16 protein-coding genes and 1 pseudogene are annotated in these 24,895 nt (G+C 41.4%); 7 read left to right on the top strand and 10 right to left on the bottom strand.

Features of this window, described 5'->3' with window-relative positions; translation table 11 throughout:
• Positions 1-140 precede the first annotated feature (140 nt).
• Positions 141-2,516, top strand: a complete 2,376-nt coding sequence (gene secA2, locus ACIQXH_RS13780; protein ID WP_403124077.1) for an accessory Sec system translocase SecA2 — start codon at positions 141-143, stop codon at positions 2,514-2,516.
• Complete coding sequence (locus ACIQXH_RS13775; RefSeq protein ID WP_403124074.1) at positions 2,516-3,400, top strand: accessory Sec system S-layer assembly protein; 885 nt, start codon at positions 2,516-2,518, stop codon at positions 3,398-3,400. The genes secA2 and ACIQXH_RS13775 overlap by 1 nt, the downstream gene beginning before the upstream one ends.
• Before the next feature lie 172 nt (positions 3,401-3,572).
• Here ACIQXH_RS13775 and ACIQXH_RS13770 read toward each other — a convergent pair whose 3' ends face one another.
• From ACIQXH_RS13770 to ACIQXH_RS13750, 5 genes are all read right to left on the bottom strand, one after another.
• Positions 3,573-3,980 carry a hypothetical protein gene (locus ACIQXH_RS13770; protein WP_403079652.1) on the bottom strand — a complete coding sequence of 136 codons (408 nt, stop codon included), beginning with the start codon at positions 3,978-3,980 and terminating at the stop codon, positions 3,573-3,575.
• Positions 3,981-4,408: 428 nt separating this feature from the next.
• Positions 4,409-5,335: an LCP family glycopolymer transferase gene (locus tag ACIQXH_RS13765; protein ID WP_403079650.1), complete on the bottom strand. Its 927-nt coding sequence runs from the start codon at positions 5,333-5,335 to the stop codon at positions 4,409-4,411.
• Positions 5,336-5,533: 198 nt separating this feature from the next.
• Complete coding sequence (locus ACIQXH_RS13760) at positions 5,534-7,267, bottom strand: M14 family zinc carboxypeptidase (protein WP_403124068.1); 1,734 nt, start codon at positions 7,265-7,267, stop codon at positions 5,534-5,536.
• 104 nt (positions 7,268-7,371) lie between these two features.
• A complete protein-coding gene (locus tag ACIQXH_RS13755; protein ID WP_403124066.1) occupies positions 7,372-8,424 on the bottom strand; it encodes a C40 family peptidase in 1,053 nt (350 codons plus the stop codon).
• A 203-nt stretch (positions 8,425-8,627) separates the two neighbouring features.
• Positions 8,628-10,772 (bottom strand): S8 family serine peptidase, encoded by a 2,145-nt coding sequence (locus tag ACIQXH_RS13750; RefSeq protein WP_403124063.1) that lies wholly within the window; start codon positions 10,770-10,772, stop codon positions 8,628-8,630.
• Between the two features lie 263 nt (positions 10,773-11,035).
• Between ACIQXH_RS13750 and ACIQXH_RS13745 the strand changes: the two genes are divergently transcribed.
• Positions 11,036-13,240, top strand: coding sequence for a PA14 domain-containing protein (locus tag ACIQXH_RS13745; RefSeq protein ID WP_403124060.1), 2,205 nt, complete (start codon positions 11,036-11,038; stop codon positions 13,238-13,240).
• 37 nt (positions 13,241-13,277) lie between these two features.
• Here ACIQXH_RS13745 and ACIQXH_RS13740 read toward each other — a convergent pair whose 3' ends face one another.
• The 3 genes from ACIQXH_RS13740 to tagD all read right to left on the bottom strand — a co-directional run bounded on the left by ACIQXH_RS13740 (position 13,278) and on the right by tagD (position 16,668).
• A complete protein-coding gene (locus ACIQXH_RS13740; RefSeq protein ID WP_403124058.1) occupies positions 13,278-15,002 on the bottom strand; it encodes a transglycosylase SLT domain-containing protein in 1,725 nt (574 codons plus the stop codon).
• Positions 15,003-15,107: 105 nt separating this feature from the next.
• Positions 15,108-16,277 (bottom strand): CDP-glycerol glycerophosphotransferase family protein, encoded by a 1,170-nt coding sequence (locus ACIQXH_RS13735; protein WP_403124055.1) that lies wholly within the window; start codon positions 16,275-16,277, stop codon positions 15,108-15,110.
• Positions 16,270-16,668, bottom strand: coding sequence for a glycerol-3-phosphate cytidylyltransferase (gene tagD, locus ACIQXH_RS13730; RefSeq protein ID WP_402870538.1), 399 nt, complete (start codon positions 16,666-16,668; stop codon positions 16,270-16,272). The genes ACIQXH_RS13735 and tagD overlap by 8 nt, the downstream gene beginning before the upstream one ends.
• 424 nt (positions 16,669-17,092) lie before the next feature.
• Between tagD and ACIQXH_RS13725 the strand changes: the two genes are divergently transcribed.
• The 4 genes and pseudogenes from ACIQXH_RS13725 (at position 17,093) to tagH (ending at position 22,123) form a co-directional block, all read left to right on the top strand.
• On the top strand, positions 17,093-19,237 hold the full coding sequence (locus tag ACIQXH_RS13725; protein WP_483878332.1) for a CDP-glycerol glycerophosphotransferase family protein: 2,145 nt from the start codon (positions 17,093-17,095) through the stop codon (positions 19,235-19,237).
• Between the two features lie 57 nt (positions 19,238-19,294).
• Positions 19,295-20,497, top strand: a pseudogene (locus ACIQXH_RS13720) (CDP-glycerol glycerophosphotransferase family protein); the annotation flags it as partial.
• A gap of 3 nt (positions 20,498-20,500) precedes the next feature.
• Positions 20,501-21,310, top strand: coding sequence for an ABC transporter permease (locus ACIQXH_RS13715; RefSeq protein ID WP_402870544.1), 810 nt, complete (start codon positions 20,501-20,503; stop codon positions 21,308-21,310).
• A gap of 15 nt (positions 21,311-21,325) precedes the next feature.
• On the top strand, positions 21,326-22,123 hold the full coding sequence (gene tagH / locus ACIQXH_RS13710) for a teichoic acids export ABC transporter ATP-binding subunit TagH (RefSeq protein WP_403124049.1): 798 nt from the start codon (positions 21,326-21,328) through the stop codon (positions 22,121-22,123).
• A gap of 13 nt (positions 22,124-22,136) precedes the next feature.
• On the opposite strand, the gene ACIQXH_RS13705 is transcribed toward tagH, so the two are convergent.
• Complete coding sequence (locus ACIQXH_RS13705) at positions 22,137-23,327, bottom strand: glycosyltransferase family 4 protein (protein ID WP_403124046.1); 1,191 nt, start codon at positions 23,325-23,327, stop codon at positions 22,137-22,139.
• Positions 23,328-23,367: 40 nt separating this feature from the next.
• Complete coding sequence (gene murJ, locus ACIQXH_RS13700) at positions 23,368-24,894, bottom strand: murein biosynthesis integral membrane protein MurJ (protein WP_403124043.1); 1,527 nt, start codon at positions 24,892-24,894, stop codon at positions 23,368-23,370.
• Position 24,895: the final 1 nt, after the last annotated feature.

The raw sequence follows: 24,895 nt of genomic DNA, 5'->3' as shown, positions 1-24,895 counted from the left end.
AAGAAGGAAGAAATCAGCTAAAAAAACCTTTTATTCTAGTTATTACTTATTGTAGGTAATTAATGCTAAGTCTCCAATATATAACTATATATGATATAATTACACTAGTTTTTAATTGAAAAAATAGGAGAGAGAACCCCATGCTAACTAGTATGAAAAAGTTCTTTAATGAGAGTTCTAAAGACTTAAAGCGGATTTATAAGCTTGTAGATAATGTGAATGAATTAGAGAATAAATATGAAAAATACTCAGATCAAGAATTAAAGGGAATGAAGGACCATTTCAAGGATTTACTAGCTTCTGGAAAGTCCTTGATGGATATCCAGGCTGAAGCCTTTGCTGTAGTCCGGGAAGCTTCTAAACGCGTGTTAGGTCTTAGACACTATGACGTTCAGCTTATAGGTGGTTTTGTTCTGAATGAAGGGGCCATCGCCCAAATGAATACGGGTGAGGGGAAAACCCTTGTAGCGACCTTGCCAAGTTATTTGCATGCATTGGAAGGAAAAGGCGTCCATATCATCACGGCCAATGAATATTTGGCAAGCCGGGATAAAGACCTGATGGGCGAGGTCCATGAGTTTTTGGGCATGACAGTCGGTTTGAATATTTCTCAGATGCTTCCAAGTGATAAGCGGGAAGCCTATGCAGCCGATATTACGTATGGGACGGGAACGGAATTCGGTTTCGATTACTTGCGTGATAATATGGTTTTCCGAAAAGAGGAAAAGGTGCAAAGAGGTCATCATTTTGCGATTGTCGACGAGGTTGACAGTATTTTAATTGATGAAGCTAGGACCCCTTTAATTATTGCCGGACAATCAAGCGAAGGCGCTGAGTTGTTCCATATCACAGCGCAAATCATGAAGACATTTAAAGAAAAGGTAGATTACGAGATTTCTAACGAATCGAAGGCAACCTTTTTAACAGATGAGGGTGCAACAAAGATTGAAAAGGCATTTGGAATCGATAACCTATACGATATAGAACATCAAGACCTTCTGCACAATGTAACGCAAGCGCTTAAAGCGCATGCCATCTTGAAATTGGATGTGGATTATATCGTCAAGGATGGAGAGATCTCCTTAATAGATAAGTTCACAGGCAGGGTGATGGAAGGCCGTAGCTTTAGTGAAGGACTGCATCAAGCCATCGAGGCGAAAGAGGGCTTGGAGATTTCCGCAGAAAATGAAACGCAAGCAACGATTACGATTCAAAACTATTTCCGTTTATATCATTCGCTTTCGGGGATGACTGGGAGTGCCATGCCTTCGAAAGGGGAGTTCTGGGAGACATATCAACTGCCTGTTATCGAAATTCCAACCAATAAACCGATACAGCGTGTGGATGAACCGGATCTAATCTTTAAAGATGAGTCAAGTAAGCATAAAAAGATCGTTGCAGAAGTGAAACGGATCCATGCACAAGGTAGACCGATCCTAATCGGTACTACATCGATAGAACAGTCAGAAAAGCTTTCTATCCATTTGGAGCGGGAAAAGGTTCATCATCAAATTCTTAACGCGAAGACGGAAGCGGATGAGGCAAAAATCATCACCAAAGCCGGGCAAAAAGGACAAGTAATGATTGCAACTAACATGGCAGGAAGAGGAACGGATATCTTGCTGGATGAAGATGTGAAGGAATTGGGCGGGCTCCAAATCATTGGGACGGAGCGTCATGAAAGCAATCGAATCGATATGCAGTTACGGGGCCGTTCAGGACGTCAAGGGGACCCGGGTTCTACCCAATTTATCATTTCCTTGGAAGATGATCTGTTCTCCTACTATGATGAAGAAGAAACTGAAAAGTACATGAAGAAGGTCAAGACGGATGATACTGGATTGGTATTAAGTCCGTCTCCGGAGAAGTTTGTGAAAATGGTCCAGGAAACGATTGAGCAAACTCACCAATCAAGCCGTACCCATTTATTGAAATTAGAGCATCCTTTGAATGAGCAAAGCCAGATTATTTATTCGATGAGAGATCGGATTTTAGATATGGAACCTGATCAGATGTTTACAATCTTAAAGGAATATATCCAAAATTATATCCACCAAATTGTCATGATGCATTATTCCACAGAGATAGAAGAACCGGATGTACAAGCTGTTATTGATGAACTTTCTCTTGTGATCTTATCATTAGATTGGCAGGAAAGTGATTTGCAGAATTTAAATGGTTCTGAAATTGAAGAGAAAGCACTTGCTGCACTTGCCGAGATGGAACCTATATTGTTAACGTTACAGGAAGATGCGGAGTGGGGGAGCCAATTACGTGCCTACATGTTACAACAGATCGACACGAACTGGATGAGTCATCTAGACGAGATGAATAGGGTGAAGGAAGGAATCGGTTTAAGTGGCTATGGCCAACAGGATCCTTATATGCTGTTTGACAAAGAAGCGCTGAGCCAGTTCAATAACCTATTAAATAAAATCCAATCAGAGATTAGTATTCACTTTATGGAATATGTAAAAAGTTCGCAGGATGAGGACGAAATGGAGGAGAATCATTAATGGGTCTATTCGGGAAAAAAGATAAATTGAAAGTAACGGAGAAAACAGTTAATACAGCCTCAGCTGAAGAGGCTATCTCGACTGAGGAGGATGCGGTATATACTTCACTGGTATTCCATGAGGATTGGGAATCTTCCAAACAAGAAGAATATGTTTTCAAATTTCACCATCAACAATTACCTTCATTAAAACCAAACCAGATTTCAATTTCTGGCGTCAAATTAACGAGGGTTGAAGATGATGTAGTCATCTTGGCTTTTCTACGTAATACATTAGAAAGAGCTGTTAGCTTCGAGGTCATTGATTTGCTATTGCTCGATGAGAATGGAAAAACATTGGCCAGGAAGGCGTTCGATTTATCAACGATGGGAGAAATCCCGGCGCTTTCAAGTGTGCCATGGCGCTTCCTGTTCGAAGAGCCTGATATCTTGGATAGGGCTATACCTGATGAAGGTTGGAAAATCGCTTTTGAGCTGAAGAACCAGAAGAGAGAGCATGAGCTAGACTTGGCCCCCCTTTGGAAAGAACAGCTTCCAGAGGCTCAACAAGAGAACTTGAGAAAGCTAGTTGCAGGACTTCCGAAGCTTAACGAGGGCGAAGTGAACTTCATGGGTCTGGAAGCTAAGTTCAAGGATAACGAACAGTTGGCTGTAACGGTTTTGATCCGAAACGGTAGTGAAAAACAAATTAAGATTGAGAAGCTTCCTCTGGTTGTAGAGGATGGCAATGGAGATCAAGTGTGCCAAGGTGGGTTCTCTCTCGATGATTTCGAAGTGAAGGCCAATACGAGTAAGCCATGGACTTTCATTTTCCCAGGAGAGCTTGTGAAAAAGAAAAACCCTGACCTATCCCGTTGGAAAGTATATCCGCCAAGTTCTGTGTGACGTATACGGAATATAGGGCTTGATTGAATGTTTTTGAATGACTCCGCTATGATAAGTGGGGTCATTTCTTTTACTTCATAAGAAAAACCCGAAATAGGATACTCTCATGGAGAGTGTCTTGTTTCGGGTTTGCTTACTTTATAAGAGTTTTATAGAGATATTTTTAAAGGAATTAAGAAAAATCAGGCCAATTTTTTTGACTTTGATCTCCATCAATTTGAACGAGGGTACGATAAGTAAAGGGTAGAAGTTCACTTTCTTCTTTCCCAGTATACGGAAGGGCTAATTCAAAAGGAATTAACTCGAACTCTTCTTCAGTTTCGGAGATAAGATAAGCACCTATAATTTGGCCGTTATTTTCCATATTCAACGTCAAGAATGCTGGATAGTAAGTCTCATCACTTGCCTTCAATACGGATTTAGCAGTAACCAGATTATTTTCTTCTTCCTCGACATCAGGATTACTCGTTTTCTCTAAAGTTTTTACAGCCCAACCTTGCTTTTTGTAACCGCCAATAATTTTAGGAGGATTCTCCTGCAATTTCTGTAAAAGATTATTCGTTTCTTCTTGATTAGTCATTTATTACTTGTTCCCTCCAGTGAAAGTTCAATGTTATACCAATACTATAAATATACTTCTAATAATTCAATCATTTCTTATTATACCTATCTTTTCCTAATTGGTAAAATACCAATTAGGAAGAACTTCTAATATTCTTCTGGTTTTTTACTACCAAATTCTTTTATATGGAAAAACATCAATAATTTGATAGAATTTTTCGGTGTTTTTTCATAGGAGTCAGAAAATTTTAGAGATTTATATGGAATAAAAATCACGTACCTTCATAAAAAAGAGGAAGAAGTTTTCCAGATAGTGAGCGGATTTGGTGACTCCAATTACAGTGGAAAAGATGTTAATCAAACGATTGATTAATAGAATGAAAGGGATTTAGCATCCATGGTGGAATGAGAAAAAGGGCGAACTGGTAAAGTTCCGCCCTTTCTTCATTAGATTCCAAGATGTGCTTTTATACGATTTTGAGCTTCTAGTTTTGTTTCGTCGGAAACGATATTGTACCAAAGACCATCGATTCGTTGGTCGTCACCCGCTAATGTGAATTGATCTATTTTATTGAGAGAAGATTTGTAGTTCTTCTGGATGCTTAACATTTCATTAAAGGTCAAATTGGTCTCTACGTTTTTGCCGATTGCGTCAAGGATATCATCGTAATTGGTCAGTGTGGACAAACTTGCGCCTTTTTTGATGACGGCTTGGATAACTTGTCGCTGTCTCATTTGGCGTCCATAATCACCTCGTGGGTCTTCCTTGCGAATCCGGGAATAAATTAACGCTTCTTTTCCATTCAAATCAATGTTTCCCTTTGCAAAGCTGTACTTTTTGTAGACGAGGGCCATATCATTATTGACTGTGATGCCGCCAACTGAATTGACGATGTCCTGAAACCCTTGCATATTCATCTTGACATAATAATCAATCGGTATATCCAAATAGGATTCAACGGTGTTAATGGCCATGGTAATGCCACCATACGCATAGGCATGGTTCATTTTCTCTGTCGTGCCTCTTCCGATGATTTCCGTACGTGTATCACGAGGGAGGCTCAACATTTGAATCGATTCTTTCTTGGGATTTACGGTCATGACGATCATGGTATCCGAACGTCCGCTATCATTTTTCCTTTCATCTACCCCAAGTATGAGTAATGAAAAGGGATCCTGCTTTTTAAACGTTATATCTTCCACGCGTTTATCCGTTTTATGTTCTGTTCCCTTCATGGTGTTAACCGCTCCTAACAAGGATTGGTATACGGATGCTGCATAAGCACCGCCACCGATGAAAAGGATAAGAAGGATGAACCCGAATATTTTTAGTGATTTCCGTTTCTTTTTCTTCTTATTGCGATCGGATCTCATGTTTGTTCCTCCTTGTTCTGTTTCCGCTACTCGATGGAAAGGTGAAAAAAGGCCTAATTAGTATATCTAATATACCTTTTTTTAGTAAAAAAAAGAATAGTATCTTTTTGTATTCGCAGATAATTTTTACCTATATTCATCTGGAAAAGCGAAGGGATCAAGGTAGAACAAGATTCCCTTCGCCATTTTCCCATGAATTTATTTAGGCAACTTATCTTTTTCGGTTTCTTCCACAGATTGTTCTTGTTGCACTCGTAATAGTTCATTTTCAATCGCTTGTACCATGCTAGCCAATTTGGTCTCCGTTTTTTCGAAAGAATGAGTGGAAGGCAATGTCTCGTATTTCATGAGATTCTCTTTGGCCATATCGTAGTGCCCTTCGTTTAACTGATTTTCCGTTTCTACTAATAACTCATATCGGGCAAGATCATAACCGATATCCTTATTGTTACTTTTTGCAGGCGTGACAAATTTGGCCGTGGCCAGTTTTCGAACAGTCTTTCCGAACAATTTATTGATCTGATTTTCGGTAGTATCGGTCTGTTTGACCAATTTGTCATGAGCAGTAAACGTTGTGCTATTCAGAGTACCTGCTGTTAGGTATCTTGTTAGTTTCTTATTTGTTTGAATAAGGTCGTCTCCAGCATGAATAGCATTCATGTAGGCCAGAGAGTTATCACGATAGGATTTAGTCGTTTTTAAGGCTGCATTTGGCTTTGTACGGTATTTTGCGGGAAGCTTGGCGATGGCCTTTTCTTGCTTTTTAATTTCTTTATTCGTTTTATCGTACAGGGACTTATGGGCGCTGGTCACTTTCAATTTGCTTTCGCTTTTAATGTCGGTAGAGTAATAGTTTTTCAGTTTTGCGGCTGTCTTATTGTATGTTTTGATTTGCTTGGTCACTTTATCACTGGCTGTAGCCTTGCGGGAATCGAAAAGCTTGTACCCTTCTTGTGCGGTATATAGGCCGATACTTGCATTTTGACTCCAGATTTTGGCGTAATTCCTAAGAGGGACATGTGTTTCCCCGACAGCAGGAGACACCTCGATGGTGAAGGCTGGTTTCTTTTCCACAGTAGAGAACCAGTCACTGAAACCACCGCCGAATGATTTTGATTTAACCAGGCTATAGCCGGTGATTTTACTCAGTTTGCTTGCATAATGGGCGTCTTGTGTATAGCGACTTCCCGTTTGCTGATACTTCCAGAAGATGATTTGTCCACTCGAATGGTAGGAAATCGCGATTTCTGGATCAATTTTATCTACAAAGGAAAGGATGGCTTTCGTTTCGGATGCGGCAGCCACCTTTGGTCCATTATAATTTTTATAAGAGGGACTCTTAGGACCGCCAAGGTTTTTCCAGTTCGGACTATATTGACGGTTTAAATCGACGCCTTTTCCGTTGGCTTTCCAGCGTTTGAAGTTCTTGCTGCCACCATTCATTTTAATGATTTTTGCATGGTCCTTGGCTGCAAAGCTTTTCAGGCCAGATTGCTGTAAGGTCACTCCATCCGGGTTGACCATTGGTACGAACCAAATCGTTGTATCGTTCAGGAGTTTTTTGACATTGTAGCCGTTGACGCCGGTGTTGTTTTTATAGGCTAATGCATATTTATCTATCATATTCATATTAAGATTGGTTGTAATCCACTCACGGGCATGGTGGGACCCATTGAGGAAGACCGTGGATTCCCCTTTTCCGAGAGAGACTGCATAAATGTTCCGGCCATACTCGGATTTCCCGATGATTTCTTGTTTGATGAGGCCAGGATACGCCTTTTCTAGTTTCTTGATATCCTTTTGCATGTTGGCATAAGAGTAGGTTTGGTTAGGGTTAACAATGGATGATGATTGCGCGTAAGTAGATTCGGAAAATACGAAAGTCCCAAACAGTAAGAGGAGAGATAGTAGAAATATATGAAATTTGGTCATGGTGCGCCACCTTTTCTAGTTAATATTAACCATATTACCATAAAAAATATGTAAAAAAGCATAAAAATACCAGACTACCAAAATTGTAGTCTGGTAAAAAGAGATTATAAACTTCTATAGCCTACGATTTTGCTTTTGTAATAAGTGTGGGAAACGTTGTTAATTTCTATTCCGTTACTTGATGAAGCATGGATGAATTGTCCACTCCCTAAATAGATGCCCATATGATTGACGACGGATTTACTAGATCCGGTTGCAAAGAAAATGAGGTCGCCGGCTTTTGGCGATGACACTTTTTTGCCCATATCATAATAGGTGGAAGAGGATAGTCTTGATACTTCATAACCTGCTTTTTTAAACGTATAGTAGATGAATCCGCTACAGTCAAATCCTGAAGGGGAAGCTCCTGCCCAAGAATAAGGGGTACCGATTAACTTTTTCGCCTCGGAAATGAGGGTATCCACTTTATTGCCTGAATCTGTTACTTTTTCAGGAGTTTCCACTGTTGAAGCTGGGTTTGCCGATTTAACCAAGGATAATTTTTGACCGATTCTAATGATGTCGGAGGTTAAGGAATTGAATGATTTAAGGTCAGCTACTGTTATGTTTGCCTGCTTAGCGATCTTTGATAGAGTGTCGCCCTTTACAACGATATATGTATTCGAAGTGACGTCGGCTTTAGGTGTTGAAACGTTCGCTGGTTTGGCATTGCTCGGTAAATCGATGGTCGTGGTTGTTTTCGTGCTGGATACGATCAGTTTATCACCGGCATAAATCGTATCGGAGTTAAGGTTGTTCAATTTCTTTAACTCAGCAAGCGTAAGATTATGTTTGTTGGCGATTTTTGTTAGTGTATCTCCAGGCACGATGGTATAGGTGGAGTTTTTTGTCTTTTCTACGGAAACAGAAGCTGTTGATGCTTTTGTTTTGGTTGTGGTTGTTTGGGATTTAGATGTAATTATTTTTTGATTAATCTTTATCATGTCTGATTGTAAGTTATTAAGTAGTTTTAGCTCTTTTACGGTCGTTTTGTGTTTTTGGGCGATTTTGCTTAAGGTATCACCGCTTTTTACTGTATACGAATTGGCAAGGGCTGGAGAAACAAAAGTCGAAGATAGGACGGCTAATGTCGAAATTGCAACGATACTCTTTTTCACGTAATTCCACCTCTAACATGTCTTTTTCCCTATTCTAACAAACTAAATGGAAAAAATTATATTACATTTGTGTTACATGGATAAAATGGGATAAATTCACTGGTTTATTTTGTTGGAAAATGGTAATTATCCTCCTGTGATTTTCTCCTATAATATGAGTTCTTTTTCATTTACATAAAAAGGGGGACCTGTCTCGGTCCCCGTCATTTTCTTTTGTCGACTACTGTAAAAGGGTTGCTTTTTATGGTGCGGGTATTTCCAGCTTCATCAGCAAGCTTCACCTGGAAGCGGTAGTTTCCTTCCTTGGCAAAGGAATTATTGGTGACCCGCCCATTCCATGCAACTGTATGATTACCCTTTTGATAGGGTTGCTTCGTTGCAAGCTTTTTCACGGTGACACCCTTTGAGTCAATGATGGAAGTGGAAGAAACCGCCGCTTCCTTTATCTTTATTTTCGTACGGATGGAAGACGTCCCCGTCATATTGAAAGTGGTGCCTGAGTTTTCCAAGGTAGCATTCGGGGCTTTGCTATCCACCATGATCGTGAACGACTCTTCTTTTCCCATTCGCTTATTGACATCGGCCAGGGATATAACAAGGGAGTAGGTTCCATCCTTTACTTGCTTGTTGCTGGTGTTTTCCCCATTCCATATAAGTGAATTGTCTCCACCTTTAAATGTTTTGGATTTTGAAAGGGTATCTATCTTTTGCTTGTTCCTATCCACGATGAAGGCTGTTACTACTGCACTTTTATTAAGAAAAAAAGGGATTTTCACCTGTTTGCCAACCACAGGCGAGTAGATGAGGGACTTTTTGCCGAAAGCAAGGCCAGGCGTTACCTCATCTTTTACCGTGACATACGTGCTCTTGGAAACACTATGTTTCTTGTTGGAAATCTTCACAGTGACTTTCACTTTCCCGGAAGGAGCATAGGAACCATTATCCAATTTCCCGTCCCACTTCGTTGAAAAGACCTGCCCGTCCGACTTTTTATTCGTCACAAGTTTCCGGATGGGTTTATTGTTGGCATCATGAATGAAAACGGATATACTCGTTCCCTTTTTTGCCTTGAACGAAAGGGAAAGGGAATTCGTTCCGTCTTCGATCAGTGTTTGGCTTGATGTCGTCAGCTTTGATAAGGGTCCTGGAGTATGGGTCAATGCGTTATAGGCATCGACACGGCCATATCCATAGAAATCATCTCGGCCCATTACTCCAAGGTCCTTACTGGATGTTTGTAAGATATCTGTCACTTCTACTGGAGTAAGGAATGGGTTCTTCGATAAAACCAATGCGGACACGCCGCTGACTACTGGAGCTGCCATGGAAGTCCCACTCATGACATCATAGGAATTCCAAGGAACGGTGGAGTAGATATCCAGACCAGGTGCAGCTAAATCGATAGATGTACCATAGTTGGAGAAATCAGCTTTCTTATCTTGTTTTGTTGTGGCGCTGACGCCTAATACATGATCTAACGCCGCCGGGTACTGTTCAGTCTTTGTATCTTCATTTCCGGCTGCAGCTACGATGAGTATCCCTTTCTTCCACGCACTTTGTATGGAGTAATCCAATACCTCTGTATAATCTTCCATTGTCAGGCTTAGATTGATGATATCGGCCCCAGATTTAACGGCATAATCGATTCCGTCGATAATCGTAAAAATATCCGCCTCATTTTCACTGAATACGTTGACCGGAATAATCTTGACGTTTGGGGCAATCCCAGCGATTCCCTTTCCATTTAGGGAAGCACCGATAATGCCGGCAACATGGGTACCGTGGTCACTCGAAGGTAGCGTTTTGTTGCTCCCGGTAACAGCATTGAATGGCATGATGATGTGGTCCTTCAGTTCGGGATGAGTGGCTTGGATGCCAGCATCAATGACGGCCACTTTAATGTCTGGCGAGCCTTTGGTTAGGTCCCAAGCTGTATCCATATTGATTTTCTTTGCGTACCATTGTTTGGAGTAACCCGAATCTGTAGGAATATAGCTCGTCCTCACTTTATAGTTGGGCTCTACCGCCTCTACCTCATCCCACTTTTTAAGAGAGGTGATAGCCTCTTGCCTATCCATTCCTTCATGGAGGGAAATGAGGGTGAAGTTTCCGTTTTGGATGGTTTGGAGTTCTTTTGCTTGAATGCTCTGTAATATGGATTCTTTAACGTTATAAGTAGTCTCCCTATCGAACTTAATGATTAGTTGTTCAGTTTGATAGATTGTGGTGGAAGGAAACGTTTCATTTTGATTATCATTCGGCTTCGAATTCATTTCGGAACCATAGGCATGTGACCAGTCCGTCGAAAAGAATAGAAGGATAAAGAGCATGGGAATGCATTTTTTCATTAACATATTCCTCCTGAGTTGTTCTAGAAGATTCATAACTAAATAGTATCATGGATTGAAGCGTAACCTAGTATTTTCCTTTTGAGAAGTATGTCGAATCACCTCTAAAAATGTCTATGAGTGATTCAACCTAGGTGGTTAGTACCCTATTTATGCTAAAATTACTCATTTTTCTTAACAATTTATGTATATATACGATATTATTAACAGTATATCGATAAAATTGGACTAGGAGTGAGTTAATTATCAAAACAAAGTGGTTAATGGTTGGCGTAGTTACCTTAGGATTGGTGTTATTTTCAAGCGGAGGATTTTCAGGGACGACTGCTGAGGCAAGCAGTGGTAAATGGAGCGTAACGTATTATCCGAAACTTAACTTCAAAGGAACCGCCGTCAAGAAGACGGTAAGTGATATCAATTTTGCCTGGGGCACTAAATCCCCGGCAGCAAAGATTCCGGTCAATAAATTTTCCGCTAAGTTGACGAAAACGCTTACGGTCAAAGAGGGCGCGAAATACCGTATTTCCGGAAAAGCGAATGACGGTGTCAGAGTCTATGTAAATGGTAAGAAGAAAGTAGACTATTGGAAAGACGGTTCTCATTCATTTAAGAAGGACCTTATGTTGGCAAAGGGAGATCATAAGGTGGAAGTGCAATATTATGATCAAAAGGGCAATGCCTACTTGAATGCCGACGTTGAAAAGGTACCGGAGACCATCCCAACAGACAAATGGACGGGCTTGTTTTTCCCAAGTTCTAACTTCACGGGAACGCCAGTAAGTACCACGGCTAGCAATCTGAAATTTTCTTGGGGTTCAAAAGCCCCCGTTGATAAAATAGCAAAAGGTACATATTCGGCCATCTATCAAAAGAAAGTGGTCGTGAAAAAAGATACGAAATACGTGTTAATGGGGAAAGCGAACGATGGCGTCCGCATTTATGTGGATGGCGTAAGGAAAGTAAACGAGTGGAAGGATGGCACGCGTAACTTCGAAAAGAACCTCACGTTGAAAAAAGGGACTCATACGATAAAAGTAGAATACTATAATAAAAGTGGAAGTGCGCAATTACAAGTCGATCTTAAGGAATCGGAAAAGGTTACACCGTTAGAAAGATGGGCAGTGACCTTATATGGTAACCAGGATTTGACGGGGAACAAGGTCTATCAAAGTGCCGCTACATTGGACTATGATTGGGGCACGAAAAAGCCAGCCACTGGAATCCCGACCAATCATTTTTCAGCAATATTCGAGAAACGGACAAAGCTGACAAGCTCGGGTACGTATATCTTATCAGGCGGTGCTAATGATGGGATACGGGTATATGTAGATGGAACGAAAAAAGTAGATCAATGGAAAAATGGAACACATCCTTTTAACATAGAGATGAAATTGGATGCAGGCATTCATGTCATCAAAGTGGAGTACTATGACAATACGGGGTTTGCTAAAGTTAAGGTTGATTTAAAAGAGAAATCGAATATAACCAGGGCAGCAAAGTCCGGGTATAATGTGACGTTGGATTCCGCCCTGTCGAAGCAAATGTCGACTAACCCGCAAACGGATAAAAAATATGAAGCCTTCATCCCTGCAAGCAGCGTGAAACTTGCCTCGACGAAGACGAGCGGGACAACGAAGGAAAAGGTCAACATCATTACAACGGACTCCAGGAAATTAGGTTCGTTATCGAAGAACGCGAAGGTGACGATCCAAGATAATAAAACGATCGATAAGAAGAAGTATTATAAAATTGCAACGGGATGGGTTAGTGCTTCCAAAGCTGATACGAAGTATTATATGGATCCGAGTAACTTTACGAAATCGGATACGTCCTATTATCAATTTGCTAAACTATCAATGTTCTCCGCACTGAATGAAAGTGAAATCAATCAAAAAATCCTCCATGATAAGGGGATCTTGAAAGATCAAGCAAGTTCATTCTTAGAGGCTGGGTTCAAGTATGGCGTGAACGAAATCTATCTCATTTCCCATGCTAATCTTGAAACGGGCAGAGGGTCCTCAAGGCTGGCTAAGGGAATCAAAGTGAAAACGAAAAAAGACAGCAAAGGCAACATCGTTTATGCAGCCAATAAGGAAAAAGAGATAGTTGTATTGGCGGATGATGCGAAGGATTATGAAGCCAAGGTTTACAATATGTACGGAATCGGTGCCTATGATAGCTGCGCTTTGGAGTGTGGTGCAAGAAGGGCGTTCAATGAAGGCTGGACAACCCCAAGCAAGGCCATCGTGGAAGGTGCGCAATTCGCGGCGGAAAACTATATTTATGCCGGTCAGGATACGCTTTATAAAATGAGATGGAATCCAGATCAGTTGGTGGAGAAAGGGTATGCCACCCATCAATATGCCAGTGATATTGGCTGGGCCGTTAAGCAGACCAAAAATTATGTAGAGCTTTATTCTCTACTCAATAGCTATACGGTCGTGTATGATGTTCCGAGTTATAAATAAACGAAAAAAAGGTACCACTCGGGTACCTTTTTTTTCGTTATTGAACATTGGAAGAGGCGATATACCAAGTCGTTTTCGAACCTGATACTTGGATCTTGTACCAATTGAACAAGTTGGCGGCATTATTGTCTTCGATGGAGCTTTCTACAATTTTGAATGTCGTTCCCTTTTTAAATGTTTGCTTTTTGGAACTGGTTGTCGAAGGCTCATTTCTAAATAGCGTATCCTTCTTTAACGTGAATGAAGCTCCTTTTTTATGGAGCTGGGTGGATTTTGTTTGTTTAGGTGTTTGATAAGACAGCTTATTTTGGAAATTCAGGATGCTGTCGCTAACCTTGATATCCACATCATCTTTGGTGAAGATATACGGATTTACAAAGGCTTGTTGATTAATCAAATGATAGACCTTTGCCTGATAAGGAGCCTTTGCAGCCGGGTGGTTCCGTTCGGATAGACCGTTATAGGCCATGATGGCAAAGTACCAGTTTTCAAGAATGTCTGTTTTATAGCGATTGACCTTAGGCAAAACAGGCCTCTTCGCATTAGCATAGTCCCATTTTTTTAGTAGGATTTCCACGCCGGCCTGAATATTATACTCCGTATCATACTTTACTTTATCCCAATCATAGCTTTTGTCTTCTTTGGATTGGGGCGTGATCTGCATGATTCCGTACCCATTATCCGAACTTGTGAACACGTCGCCGGCATTCGTGAATTGGTGCCACTTTCCATTCTCCGTTTTGGCAATGGCTTTAACAACCTCAGGTGGAATGTTCTTTTCGATTGCCTTCTTCGTTAGCAAGGTTTTTAATTCTTTCGTGCTTAGAAACATGTCGGACATGATGGTCGTTAGTTTTTGCTCCAATAAGTTTCTTTCAGAAGGAAGAGCTTTTATCTTTTTCATAATGGAATCATGAATTTGCGGGACCTTTGCATCTGACTTTCCTCGGGAGATAAGGCCATCTACCTTATCATAGTCAGATTGGAGGGCAACCCATTCGCCAAGTTGATCTTTCTTCGGGAATTTCTTCTTGGCAAGGCCGTTCTGAATTGCGCTGAATTCCTTCTTTAGCTGTGCTTTTTGTTTTGCATTGGAAATCGTATCGATATGGAGAATGACCTTTTTATAATATGGCAGGATCTTTGCGCTAGTGGCATTCATATTTTTCTTGGTATCGTTAATGGCCTGTTTCACGGTCGAAACCGTTTGTAGCGCACTTTTATGCTTTTCGACAGGCTTGATATACAGTGATTTCATTTTTTCTTTTGTTTTGGTTCCTTTTACCTGAGTGACCTTAATGGATTGCTTATCAAAGGTGGCTATAAGGGAAAGGTATGCCGTATGAGCGGATTGCGTGTAGGGCCCGGTTTTCAAAGCCTTTTCTAGTTTCATCCGTTTTTTGTCTATTTCTTTTCCGGCTTTAACCGCGGCGATATAAACCTTTCCGGTGTCCACTTTTGTCTTCACTTTCTTGAGGCGGTTGTTATACTTTGTTTTCGCCTTGCCGTTGGATAGCTTATTGACTTCCTTTAGAGCTGTCGCATACTTGGTGTTTGCCGATTTATATTCTTTCTCAGGCAGGTTTTTCCCGGTCGCTTTACCAGGGAGATAACTCAACGTATATAAAGTGGACGCTGCCTTTTCCGCATTGGCGACTGCGGTCTCTGTTTTGGAAACGGCATGCGTTGAACTTGGCTGTACAATGGCAACGAAGAGAAAAAGGGTACAGAGGGTAAGGAAAAGTTTTTTAGCTTGTATCAAGAAATGTAACCTCCTAGTAAAATAGTCTATGTTACTAGTATTCTACCAGAAAATATATGAATTTACATAAAAAACCACCCTTGTATTTAGGGTGGTTGAAATAGTCTATTTTTTAGGAAAAAGGAAGTCGACCAGATTTCTGCTCGAATCCCCGTTTGAATACTGATTCCATTTTTGCTTGAAGGGTTCGACTTTTTCTAACTGGTAATCAGCTGTACGAATTTTCTCGAGAAGTTCTTCTGTTGTTGTGACGATGGGCCCTGGCATCGAGGACTCGTAATCTTCCCAAAACCCACGCTCTTCTTCGTATTCTTGCAAGTCATAGGCAAAGAAAATTATGGGCTTTTGTAAAATGGAAAACTCAAACGGAATCGATGAGTAGTCCGTTATGAGAAGGTCGGTGCTTACGAGAAGCTCGTTTACGTGAAAATCGCCGGTAACGGGATACACGAATCCAGGAAATTGATGCATGACATCATGTTCAGCTGTTACAGCTGGATGAAGCTTGAGTAGTACCGCATAGTTCTCTTTTTGTAGTTCTCTGTAGAGCAATGCTAAATCGAGAGCAACCTTTCCCGAGTTTAAGTCGGCATTCCGAAAAGTGGGGGCATACAAGATGATTTTCTTATTCTCAAGTTCGGGATATTTGGTCAACAGTGCCCGTCTTGCATCCTGTTTTGCACGTTCATTAAAAAAGAAGTCGGTACGCGGAATTCCTGTTCTGATTATATGGGAATCCGGCAACTGAAAACTTTCCTGATAAATCCCGGCCATTTTATCTGAACCGGTCGTGACATAATCGAATTGTTGATAGACGCTTAAAAATCGTTTTCTGGCCCTGGGGGAACGATCTACAATCGAAGGGTCCTTGGCACCGAATTTCTTGACGGCACCGGCCGCATGCCAGACTTGTACACGGCTTACGGGCTTTTTGAATGTTACCGCCGAAAGAAAACCAAAATAGTTATCCATGATGATCCATTTGGATGTGGCCAGGTGATAAATGGATCGAATCATGGCTGGGATATGTTTCGTTTCAAACGGAAGGACGATGGTTTTCCCATCGTCCTTTACGTGTATATGGCTACTTGATTTAATTAATAAGACTTTTTGAATGGGAAGGTCCTGCCTGTCCATTTCTTCAGCAATATGTTGACAGTTATCTCCGAAAGAAGTGACAAAGGTCGTTTTCTCTCTTAATGGAAATAGCTTGAAAATGGAGAATAGGACTTTGAAGCCTAATAAATAAATCTCTATTGCGATCTCCCTAGCCATTGGTAACTTTTAAAAGGTCATCTTTGATTTGGGAAGTGGATATTCCGATTGTTCTTGGAAGGTATACGACTTCACAAACTTCAGCCAATTCATCGAATTTGCCTTTCCAGTCATCTCCCATGACAAAAACATCTACGCCTTCACGAATGATATCTTCTTTCTTTTGTTCCCATGTGTTTTCCGGGATGACTTCATCCACGTAACGAATGGATTCTAGGATCATTTTTCTGTTTTCAAAGCTATGGTAGGATTTTTTATCTTTTAATGCATTGAATTCATCCGTAGAAATTGCAACGATTAGATAATCTCCTAAGTCTTTAGCTCTCTTTAGTAGATTAATATGTCCCCAGTGAAGTAAATCAAAGGTTCCGTAAGTAATAACTTTCTTCATGTTTGTTCCTCCTATTTAACGAAAATTTATATATTTACTCTGAATGGTCGATATTAAGAATATAGTGAAAAAGTAGCTTATCATTTATGGGCCATTTGATGGTCGATTTAATTATACCGCATTAAATTTACAATTGGACCACAAAATTTTTACAATCCTGTTGAATTTATAATATCCTTGGTCAATTTGGATATCATTTTACAGTTAAATCGGATGTTATTCAAGGATTACTATTTATTTCACGACTGATCAACCGATGATGATGGTACAGTATGTATACTTTTCCTATAATATTATATTTTCTTTCTTGTGGAATGATAAAAGTGACTAAACTTGTGTAATGTATGTTTGAATTTGGGTTAGTGAAATCCTATAATAATAATACTTAATGCTGGCATGTAATTGAGAGGGGAAATTCTTCCGTATGGAGAGTAATGTTTTGAAGAATAGAAAGACGATGAGTGTGCACTTGGATAATGGCGTGTATTACCTGGAAGTGGCCATTGAGCATACTTTTTTGGAAGGTATAGAAGATTTCTCATTTATTTTAACGAATCGGTATAACGAAGATGATATCATCAACTTGGAATTTGTGAAAAAGGAACAAACACATGAGTATCATATATTTGAGGTGACGGTGCCGTTCAGCTCACATACGGATAAATTTCTTGATGGTGAAATGTGGGATCTTCATATCGTTAGGAAGATAGAGGAAGATGCGGTCAAATCTAGAATAAGCTCTCAAAATCGGCAATTAAATATGCATTCCATCGTTCTTGAGGATCGTAAGAAAATGTTTTATCCTTTCTCGACTAAAAAGGGGAACCTTTCCTTTTATGCGAATGACTATAAACTCTTTTCCATGTTCGATGCACTGAACCTGCAGAAGGACGGTACCCTGGAGTTTTCCGGTTTTTTTAACTATCCACCTTTATTTCAATTGAAGAAGTACGAGTTCAGTCAGATTAACATGCTTGTTCGGAATAATAGAACCGAAGAGGAAACGGTGGTCCCTTTGCAAAATGTGGACCGTATAGATTTGGTTGAAAAGTACAGTGGAAGTCATCTACCGAAGAATATCGGTTTTAAAGGCTCCGTTAATCTCCTTGATCAGATAGACTATGACGAGGCCAAGTATTTCTCTTTTTACGTAGTGCTTGATTATCAAATCGATGGCATTCATGATCAGCTAACCAGTTTAAGGATGAAATGTAGCTCGCTTGAAAATCTTCCGAGCAGAAGCATCCTGACACAGGATGGGAAAAAGGTTCAAGTTAAAATAAAAGCAACAAAAATTTCGAAATATTTCTCTCTATCCGTTTCACGGTATAACTTCAAAACCGAGGTCGTCCAAGGATTGAGAAACAAATGGGTGAGGACCCGCCGAAGCAAGCGCATTAAAAAATGGTACAAAGCTGCGTTTGCCGTCGTCAGCCGGCTCATACCGGCCAATAAAAAGTTGGTGGTCTTCGAAAGCTACCATGGTAAGCAGTATAGCGATAGTCCAAGGGCGATATATGAATACATGAAGGAACATCATCCGGATTATACAATGATCTGGAGTGTGGACCGGGCTTCTATGAAGTATTTTGCTCAAAAAGACGTCGAGTATGTCAGACGATTTTCGATGCGTTGGCTTTTCATCATGACAAGGGCAAAGTATTGGGTCAATAATGTCCGGTTCCCGCTTTGGATCCCAAAGCCCAAGCATACGGTTTACGTCCAAACCTGGCATGGTACGCCGCTTAAACGACTGGCGATGGACATGGAAGAAGTGCATATGCCTGGAACGAATACGAATAAATATAAAGCGAATTTCCTGAAGGAAGCGAGCAATTGGGATTACTTGGTTTCCCCGAATGCTTATTCAACGGAAATATTCAAACGGGCGTTTCAGTTCGATAAGGAAATCATCGAGTCGGGTTACCCACGTAATGATTTTCTTCATACCTGTAATGATGAGGAAACAATCACGGAACTGAAAAGGAAATTCAATCTTCCGCTTGATAAGAAACTTATTCTGTATGCCCCGACTTGGAGGGACAATCAGTTTTTCCAGAAAGGGAAGTACAAATTCAATCTGGAACTGGATTTGGCAAGAATGCGGGAAGAACTTGGTGACTCATATATCGTCATTATGCGTATGCACTATTTAGTCGCCCAAAATATGGACCTCACTGAATTTGATGGCTTTGCGTATGATTTCTCTCACCTAGAAGATATTCGGGAGCTTTATTTGATATCTGATATACTGGTAACCGATTATTCCTCCGTATTTTTCGATTATGCGAATTTAAGAAGACCGATGATTTTCTTTACGTACGACATTGAGGATTATCGTGATAATTTACGGGGCTTTTATTTTGATTTTGAAGAAAAGGCGCCCGGTCTTTTAACGAAAACGACCGAAGAGCTTATCGCAGAGGTTAAACATATGGAAAGCAATCAATTTAAGTTAAGCGAAAGATTTGAAGAGTTTTATCAGAAATTCTGTTATTTGGAATCCGGGCAATCTGCTAAACGTGTTGTAGAAGAAGTGTTTGAAAAGGGCACGAAACGAAACGGATAGTATATCGAAGGAAGAACGTGAATAAACCGGCTGTCTACCAGCCGGCTCTTTTTATGAAAGGAGAAGGGTATGTCATCGATAGTAAGAAAGGTGAAGGGGTTACTCACCAACGCATATAAATTGGCTTTCACTCTGGCGGGGAAAGTGCTGCCGGTCGATCAAAAGCTTGTTATTTTCGAAAGCTTTTTAGGAAAACAATACAGCTGTAATCCACGTGCAATATATGAATACTTGCAGAGTAACCATCCTGAATATAAAATGTATTGGAGTGTCGATAAAAGGTATACGGCACTGTTTGAAGAGGCGGGCATTCCCCACCTCAAACGGTTTTCGGTAGGATGGTTGCTTAAGATGACGCGTGCCCATTATTGGGTGACGAATAGCAGGATGCCGCTATGGATTCCCAAGCCGAAGCATACCGTATATTTGCAAACCTGGCATGGTACGCCATTGAAGAAACTTGCGTCAGATATGAAGGAAGTCCATATGCCTGGGACGACGACGGAGAGCTATAAAGAGAATTTCCATGCTGAATCAAGCAAATGGGATTATCTGATTTCTCCGAATGCCTATTCCAGCGAGATTTTTGCGCGCGCTTTTAATGTCGACACCTCTAAAATTCTGGAAACCGGTTATCCACGCAATGATTTACTGTATAATGGGAATAATCGTGTTACAATCGACTCATTGAAACAGAAAATAGGGGTACCGGTGGAGAAAAAGGTCATTTTATATGCCCCCACTTGGAGAGACGATGAGTTTTATAGCAAAGGAAAATATAAGTTTGAAATAAAGCTGAATTTGGATCAAATGAGACAGGAATTAGGGGATGAGTATGTCATTTTACTCCGTCTTCATTATTTGATTTCCGAGAACTTGGATTTGTCGGCTTATCAAGGCTTTGCTTACGATGCATCGAGTTATGAGGATATTAGCCATTTGTATCTCATTTCAGATTTATTAATAACGGATTATTCATCGGTTTTCTTTGATTACGCAAATTTACAGCGACCGATGTTGTTCTATGTATATGATATTGAAAAATACAGGGACAAGCTTCGCGGGTTTTATTTCGATTTTGAAGGGACCGCACCAGGTCCGTTAGTAAGGTCGTCGGATGCTGTCATTGAAAGCATCAAGGCGATGAAATTGGAGAAGCCCGTAGAGTTGGATCAGTTCCATGAGAAGTTTTGTGCACTCGAGGATGGTCAGGCTTCACGCCGTATCGTAGAAAAAGTGTTTTTAGGAAGGTCTGTGTAATATATGAGTTCAGCTTTGACCGTTTTAAAAGAACAAATCAATAATTTTTATTTGGTTAGACGCTTGTCAGCCTATGAAATGAAAAGTGCCAACAGCAATAACTACCTGGGAATCCTCTGGGAAATCATCAATCCGATGATTCAGATTGCGATTTATTGGTTCGTGTTCGGATTCGGGATCTTCAATCGTCAAGATGTGGATGGCCATCCGTTCTTACCATGGCTGATGGCGGGAATCGTTGTCTGGTTCTTCGTGAACCCAGCCACGACCCAGGCGTCCAAATCGATCTATTCGAGATTGAATATGGTGTCCAAGATGAACTTTCCCATGAGTGTCATTCCTTCTTATGTTATTTTTGCGAAGTTGTATCAGCACTTTATGTTACTGGTAGTCATCATCATCCTTTTAGCGTTCACGGGATATGTCCCGACGTTTTACATCATTCAACTGCCATATTACATCGTTGCGACGGTAGCGTTGCTGTTTTCGTTCGGATTGATCACCTCGACGTTATCAACTGTCATCCGTGATGTACACAATATGATCCAGTCATTGATGAAAATCTTGTTTTATTTAACACCCATCCTTTGGATACTAGATGCCACCCAGCATCCGACAATCGTCAGTATTATGAAGCTGAATCCCCTATACTATATAGTAGAAGGGTATCGCGCTTCGTTGTTGGGGGAATCATGGTACTTCATCGGTCATTGGGAATACACACTTTATTTCTGGGCAGTCGTACTCGTCTTCTTTTTGATAGGTTCCTCGCTGCATGTTAGATTTAGAGATCGCTTTGTTGACTTTAAGTAAACTGGAAGTGAGATATTGGAAAAATCGGTAATTGTCAAAAACGTAACGAAGAAATATAAATTATATAATAAAAACTCGGAAAAGCTTCTCGACCTCCTTTTGCCCAAAAGCTATGGGGAAGAGTATTATGCGCTGAGAAACGTTAGCTTTGAAGCGGAAAAAGGTGACGTCATCGGATTTGTCGGGGTCAATGGCTCAGGGAAATCCACGTTATCGAATATCATTGCCGGAATCGTACCGGCAACGGATGGAAACGTCGTGACGAATGGTAAGACGGCGTTGATCGCCGTTTCATCCGGTCTTAATAATCAATTGACCGGGAGAGAAAACATCGAATTGAAAATGCTGATGCTCGGATTCGATAAAAAGCAAATCCGTGAGCTGGAGCCTGAAATCATCGAGTTTTCGGAACTGGGTAAGTTCATCAATCAACCGGTAAAATCCTACTCAAGCGGGATGAAGTCGCGACTTGGATTCTCCATTTCGGTCCATATCGACCCGGATATCATGATCATTGACGAGGCTTTATCGGTCGGCGATAAAAACTTCGCTGAAAAGTGCTTGGAAAAGATGAATGAATTCAAGGAAAAAGGCAAAACGATGTTCTTCGTCAGCCATTCAATCGGTCAGATGAAGAAGTTCTGTTCGAAGGCATTGTGGCTGGAATATGGGGAAGTTAAAGCATATGGCACGATGAAAGAAGTCATGCCACAATATGAAACGTTCTTGAAGGAATATAAAGCGATGTCCAAAAAGGAACAAAAAAAATATCGCGAAGAGCAAATGGAAAAACGCAGTCAAGCAACAGTATAAAAAACAGGCAGGCTCAAAACTTGGGTCTGCCTGTTTTTGTGTCGAGCACTTCTTGATACACGTCCATAAAATGCTTGGCGGCTGTTAGATGAGAGTATTCCAGCTCGATTTTTTCTCTGGCTTTTATGGCGAGCCTCTCGCCTTGGGAGGAATCGTTAAGCAGCATTGTAATGGCTTGAGCGAGTTCCACGGGATTCTTTTCTTCCACTAGCAGTCCGTCTTCCCCATCTGTAATGATTTCTTTAAGTCCGCCGATCATGCTGGCAATGACGGGTGACCCGGAGCCCATTGCTTCTAAGGCTGAAATGGAGGTGGCTTCTTCCACTCCGTGTGAATGGACACTCGGGATGAGGACGATATCAGAAGCGCCATACACGTTATTCATATTCTCATAGGGAACAGAACCGAGGAAGAGCACGGACTCTTGCAGACAAAGCTTTGTTGCCGTTTCTTCAAGCTTGCTTTGTTGCTCCCCTGTCCCGGCATAGACTAACACCGTATCAGGATGCTTTTTCAGCACTTCTGGAAGAGCGAGGAGGGGGTAGATGACACCGTTTTTTTTCGTCATCCGCCTTGGGACGAGAAGCACCTTTTTATGTGAAGGAATTCGAAATCGTTTTTGCGTGTCTTCCAGGTTGGTGGTTTCGGGTTTGAAAGCAGTGACATCAATGAAGTTTTTGATCGTGGTGGCCTCGACATGTGCAGCATGGCCGATGTATTCCTTGATGCGCCGGTCGACCGTCACGACTTTTGCCGCTGAACGATAGGCTTTTCTTTCATACTCTTGAAGCAGTAAGTCCTCCTCGCTGTTCTCGAAAATGGCGCCCCTGCTAATTGCCTCAAATGAATAATATCCATGCACCGTTTGGATCGTCGGGATTCCGGCTTCAATGGAAGCAAGGGTCGCAAAGATATCCTGGGCATGGATGATGTCGTACCTTTTCGTTGATTTTTTAATGGTTGCAGTCAATAATTTCATCCGTTGCCGGTCGTTAAACAGCTGTCCGCTCCCTTTTTTCATTGAATTCAATAGAAAGCCAGGGGCTTTTGCAAAGAGCGTTTTCCTGAATGCCGGCAAGTGCGAGAAGGATAAAATATCCACCGTATGTCCCATCGATTCTAAGCCGCTTTTCAACGTCGTGATGTGACTGGACAGGCCTCCCTCATGGGGATAGGAAAATATCGTTGTCATCAAAATGTTCATACGATGATCCTTTCTTTTGAATGGTGAGTATCCAAATTCTTTAATTTCTTGAACGGATGTTTCTTAAAATCTGGAGGCTGCTGCTTTTAAAAAGGAAGGATAGAAGGAGATAACCTCCGAATACGAGAGCGGTGATCATACTCAATTCAAGGAAAATCGGAAACTCTATACTATATGGATGAAGCCATGAAGCGATTCCATAGAGGATGCTACCCATGACCAAAAGCTTGCCCATCTCTTGAAGAATGTCAGTGAATAAGGATGCATCCGCTTTTGTCGTGTTCACGTGTAGCAAGCTGAACAGGAAGATACATTGGAGGAGCATCGAAAGGCCTGTTGCAAGGGCGATTCCTCCGACACCGAGAAAACGCGATAGCACCCAGCTGAGCAGGATATTCAGTAAAACGGCACTCAAGCAGGAATACATCGCCATTTTCGTTTTTTTCAAGGCGTAAAAGGCATTCATCAAATAATCCCTCGCTGCAAAAAAGGGAAGGGCTGCCGCATAAAAGAAGAAAGCGGCATAGGTGGTGTCTGTTGCGGACGCATCAAAGGCACCACGTTGAAAGGCAAGTGCGATCAAGCTTTTCCCACTGACCAACATGACGACCATAAAGGGGACTGATAAAAAGGCAAGTGCCTTCAGCCCTTTTAAGGTAAGAGTGAGAAAAGCACGATAACTTTCAAGGGCACGACCGACGATGGAAGGATACAGTACGGTAATGATGGGTGTAAGGACAATGCTCAGTGGCAGCCAAAGCAGCCGGTTTGCATAGTTAAGGGCCGACACGCTTCCTGACTCAAGTGAGGTCGCGATGATCCGGTCGACGACACTATTCAGCTGGAGTGCCAATGCCGCGATGATGATCGGGTAAAACATCGACAATGCCTCAATGATTTCCCGTTTATGTGATTTGAAAGAAAACACCAAGTGAAAATGGTCCTTTTTTAATGCCGGGAATTGAATCAAGAATTGACTGGCGGCCCCGATTAAAAATCCCCAGGCCAATCCTTTCACACCAAAGAGTGCTGCGAATAAGACCGTGGCTACAATGATCACCGTATTGTGAGCCGTTGACGTGAAGGCGGGAAGCAGGAAACGCTGATTGGCTTGCAGGATTCCTGTTGCCATGTAGGCAAGTGTGAAAAACAGTAAACTTGGCAGCATGATCCTAGTCAATACTTCCGTTAATTCGAGTGCAGAACCCGTGAACCCTGGGGCTACCATCCAGACGAGCGGCTTTGTGAAGAGAAGGCAGAGGAGGGTCAGGATGATGGCAACCATCACGAAAAAGGAGCCCAAAACACTGATGAACTCATCGGCTTTTCTTGGGTTTCTCTCTTTTTTCTCCAAATAGATGGGGATGACACCCGCTTGAAGGCCACTGCCGAGTGCGGTAAATAGTATGGTCGGAATAAGGCTTGCGACAAAGAAGATGTCGGCCGTCGATGATGCACCGAAGTACGCAGCGATGATGGATTCCCGCCCAAAGCCCAGGACTTTTCCAATGGCACCGATGATGGTGACGATTCCTACCGATTTAACAACATGTGAAAGTGCAGGCATA

Origin of the sequence: Peribacillus sp. NPDC097225, assembly GCF_044761955.1 — a bacterium.
GTDB lineage: Bacteria > Bacillota > Bacilli > Bacillales > DSM-1321 > Peribacillus.
This window is presented reverse-complemented; position numbering and strand designations above follow the sequence as displayed.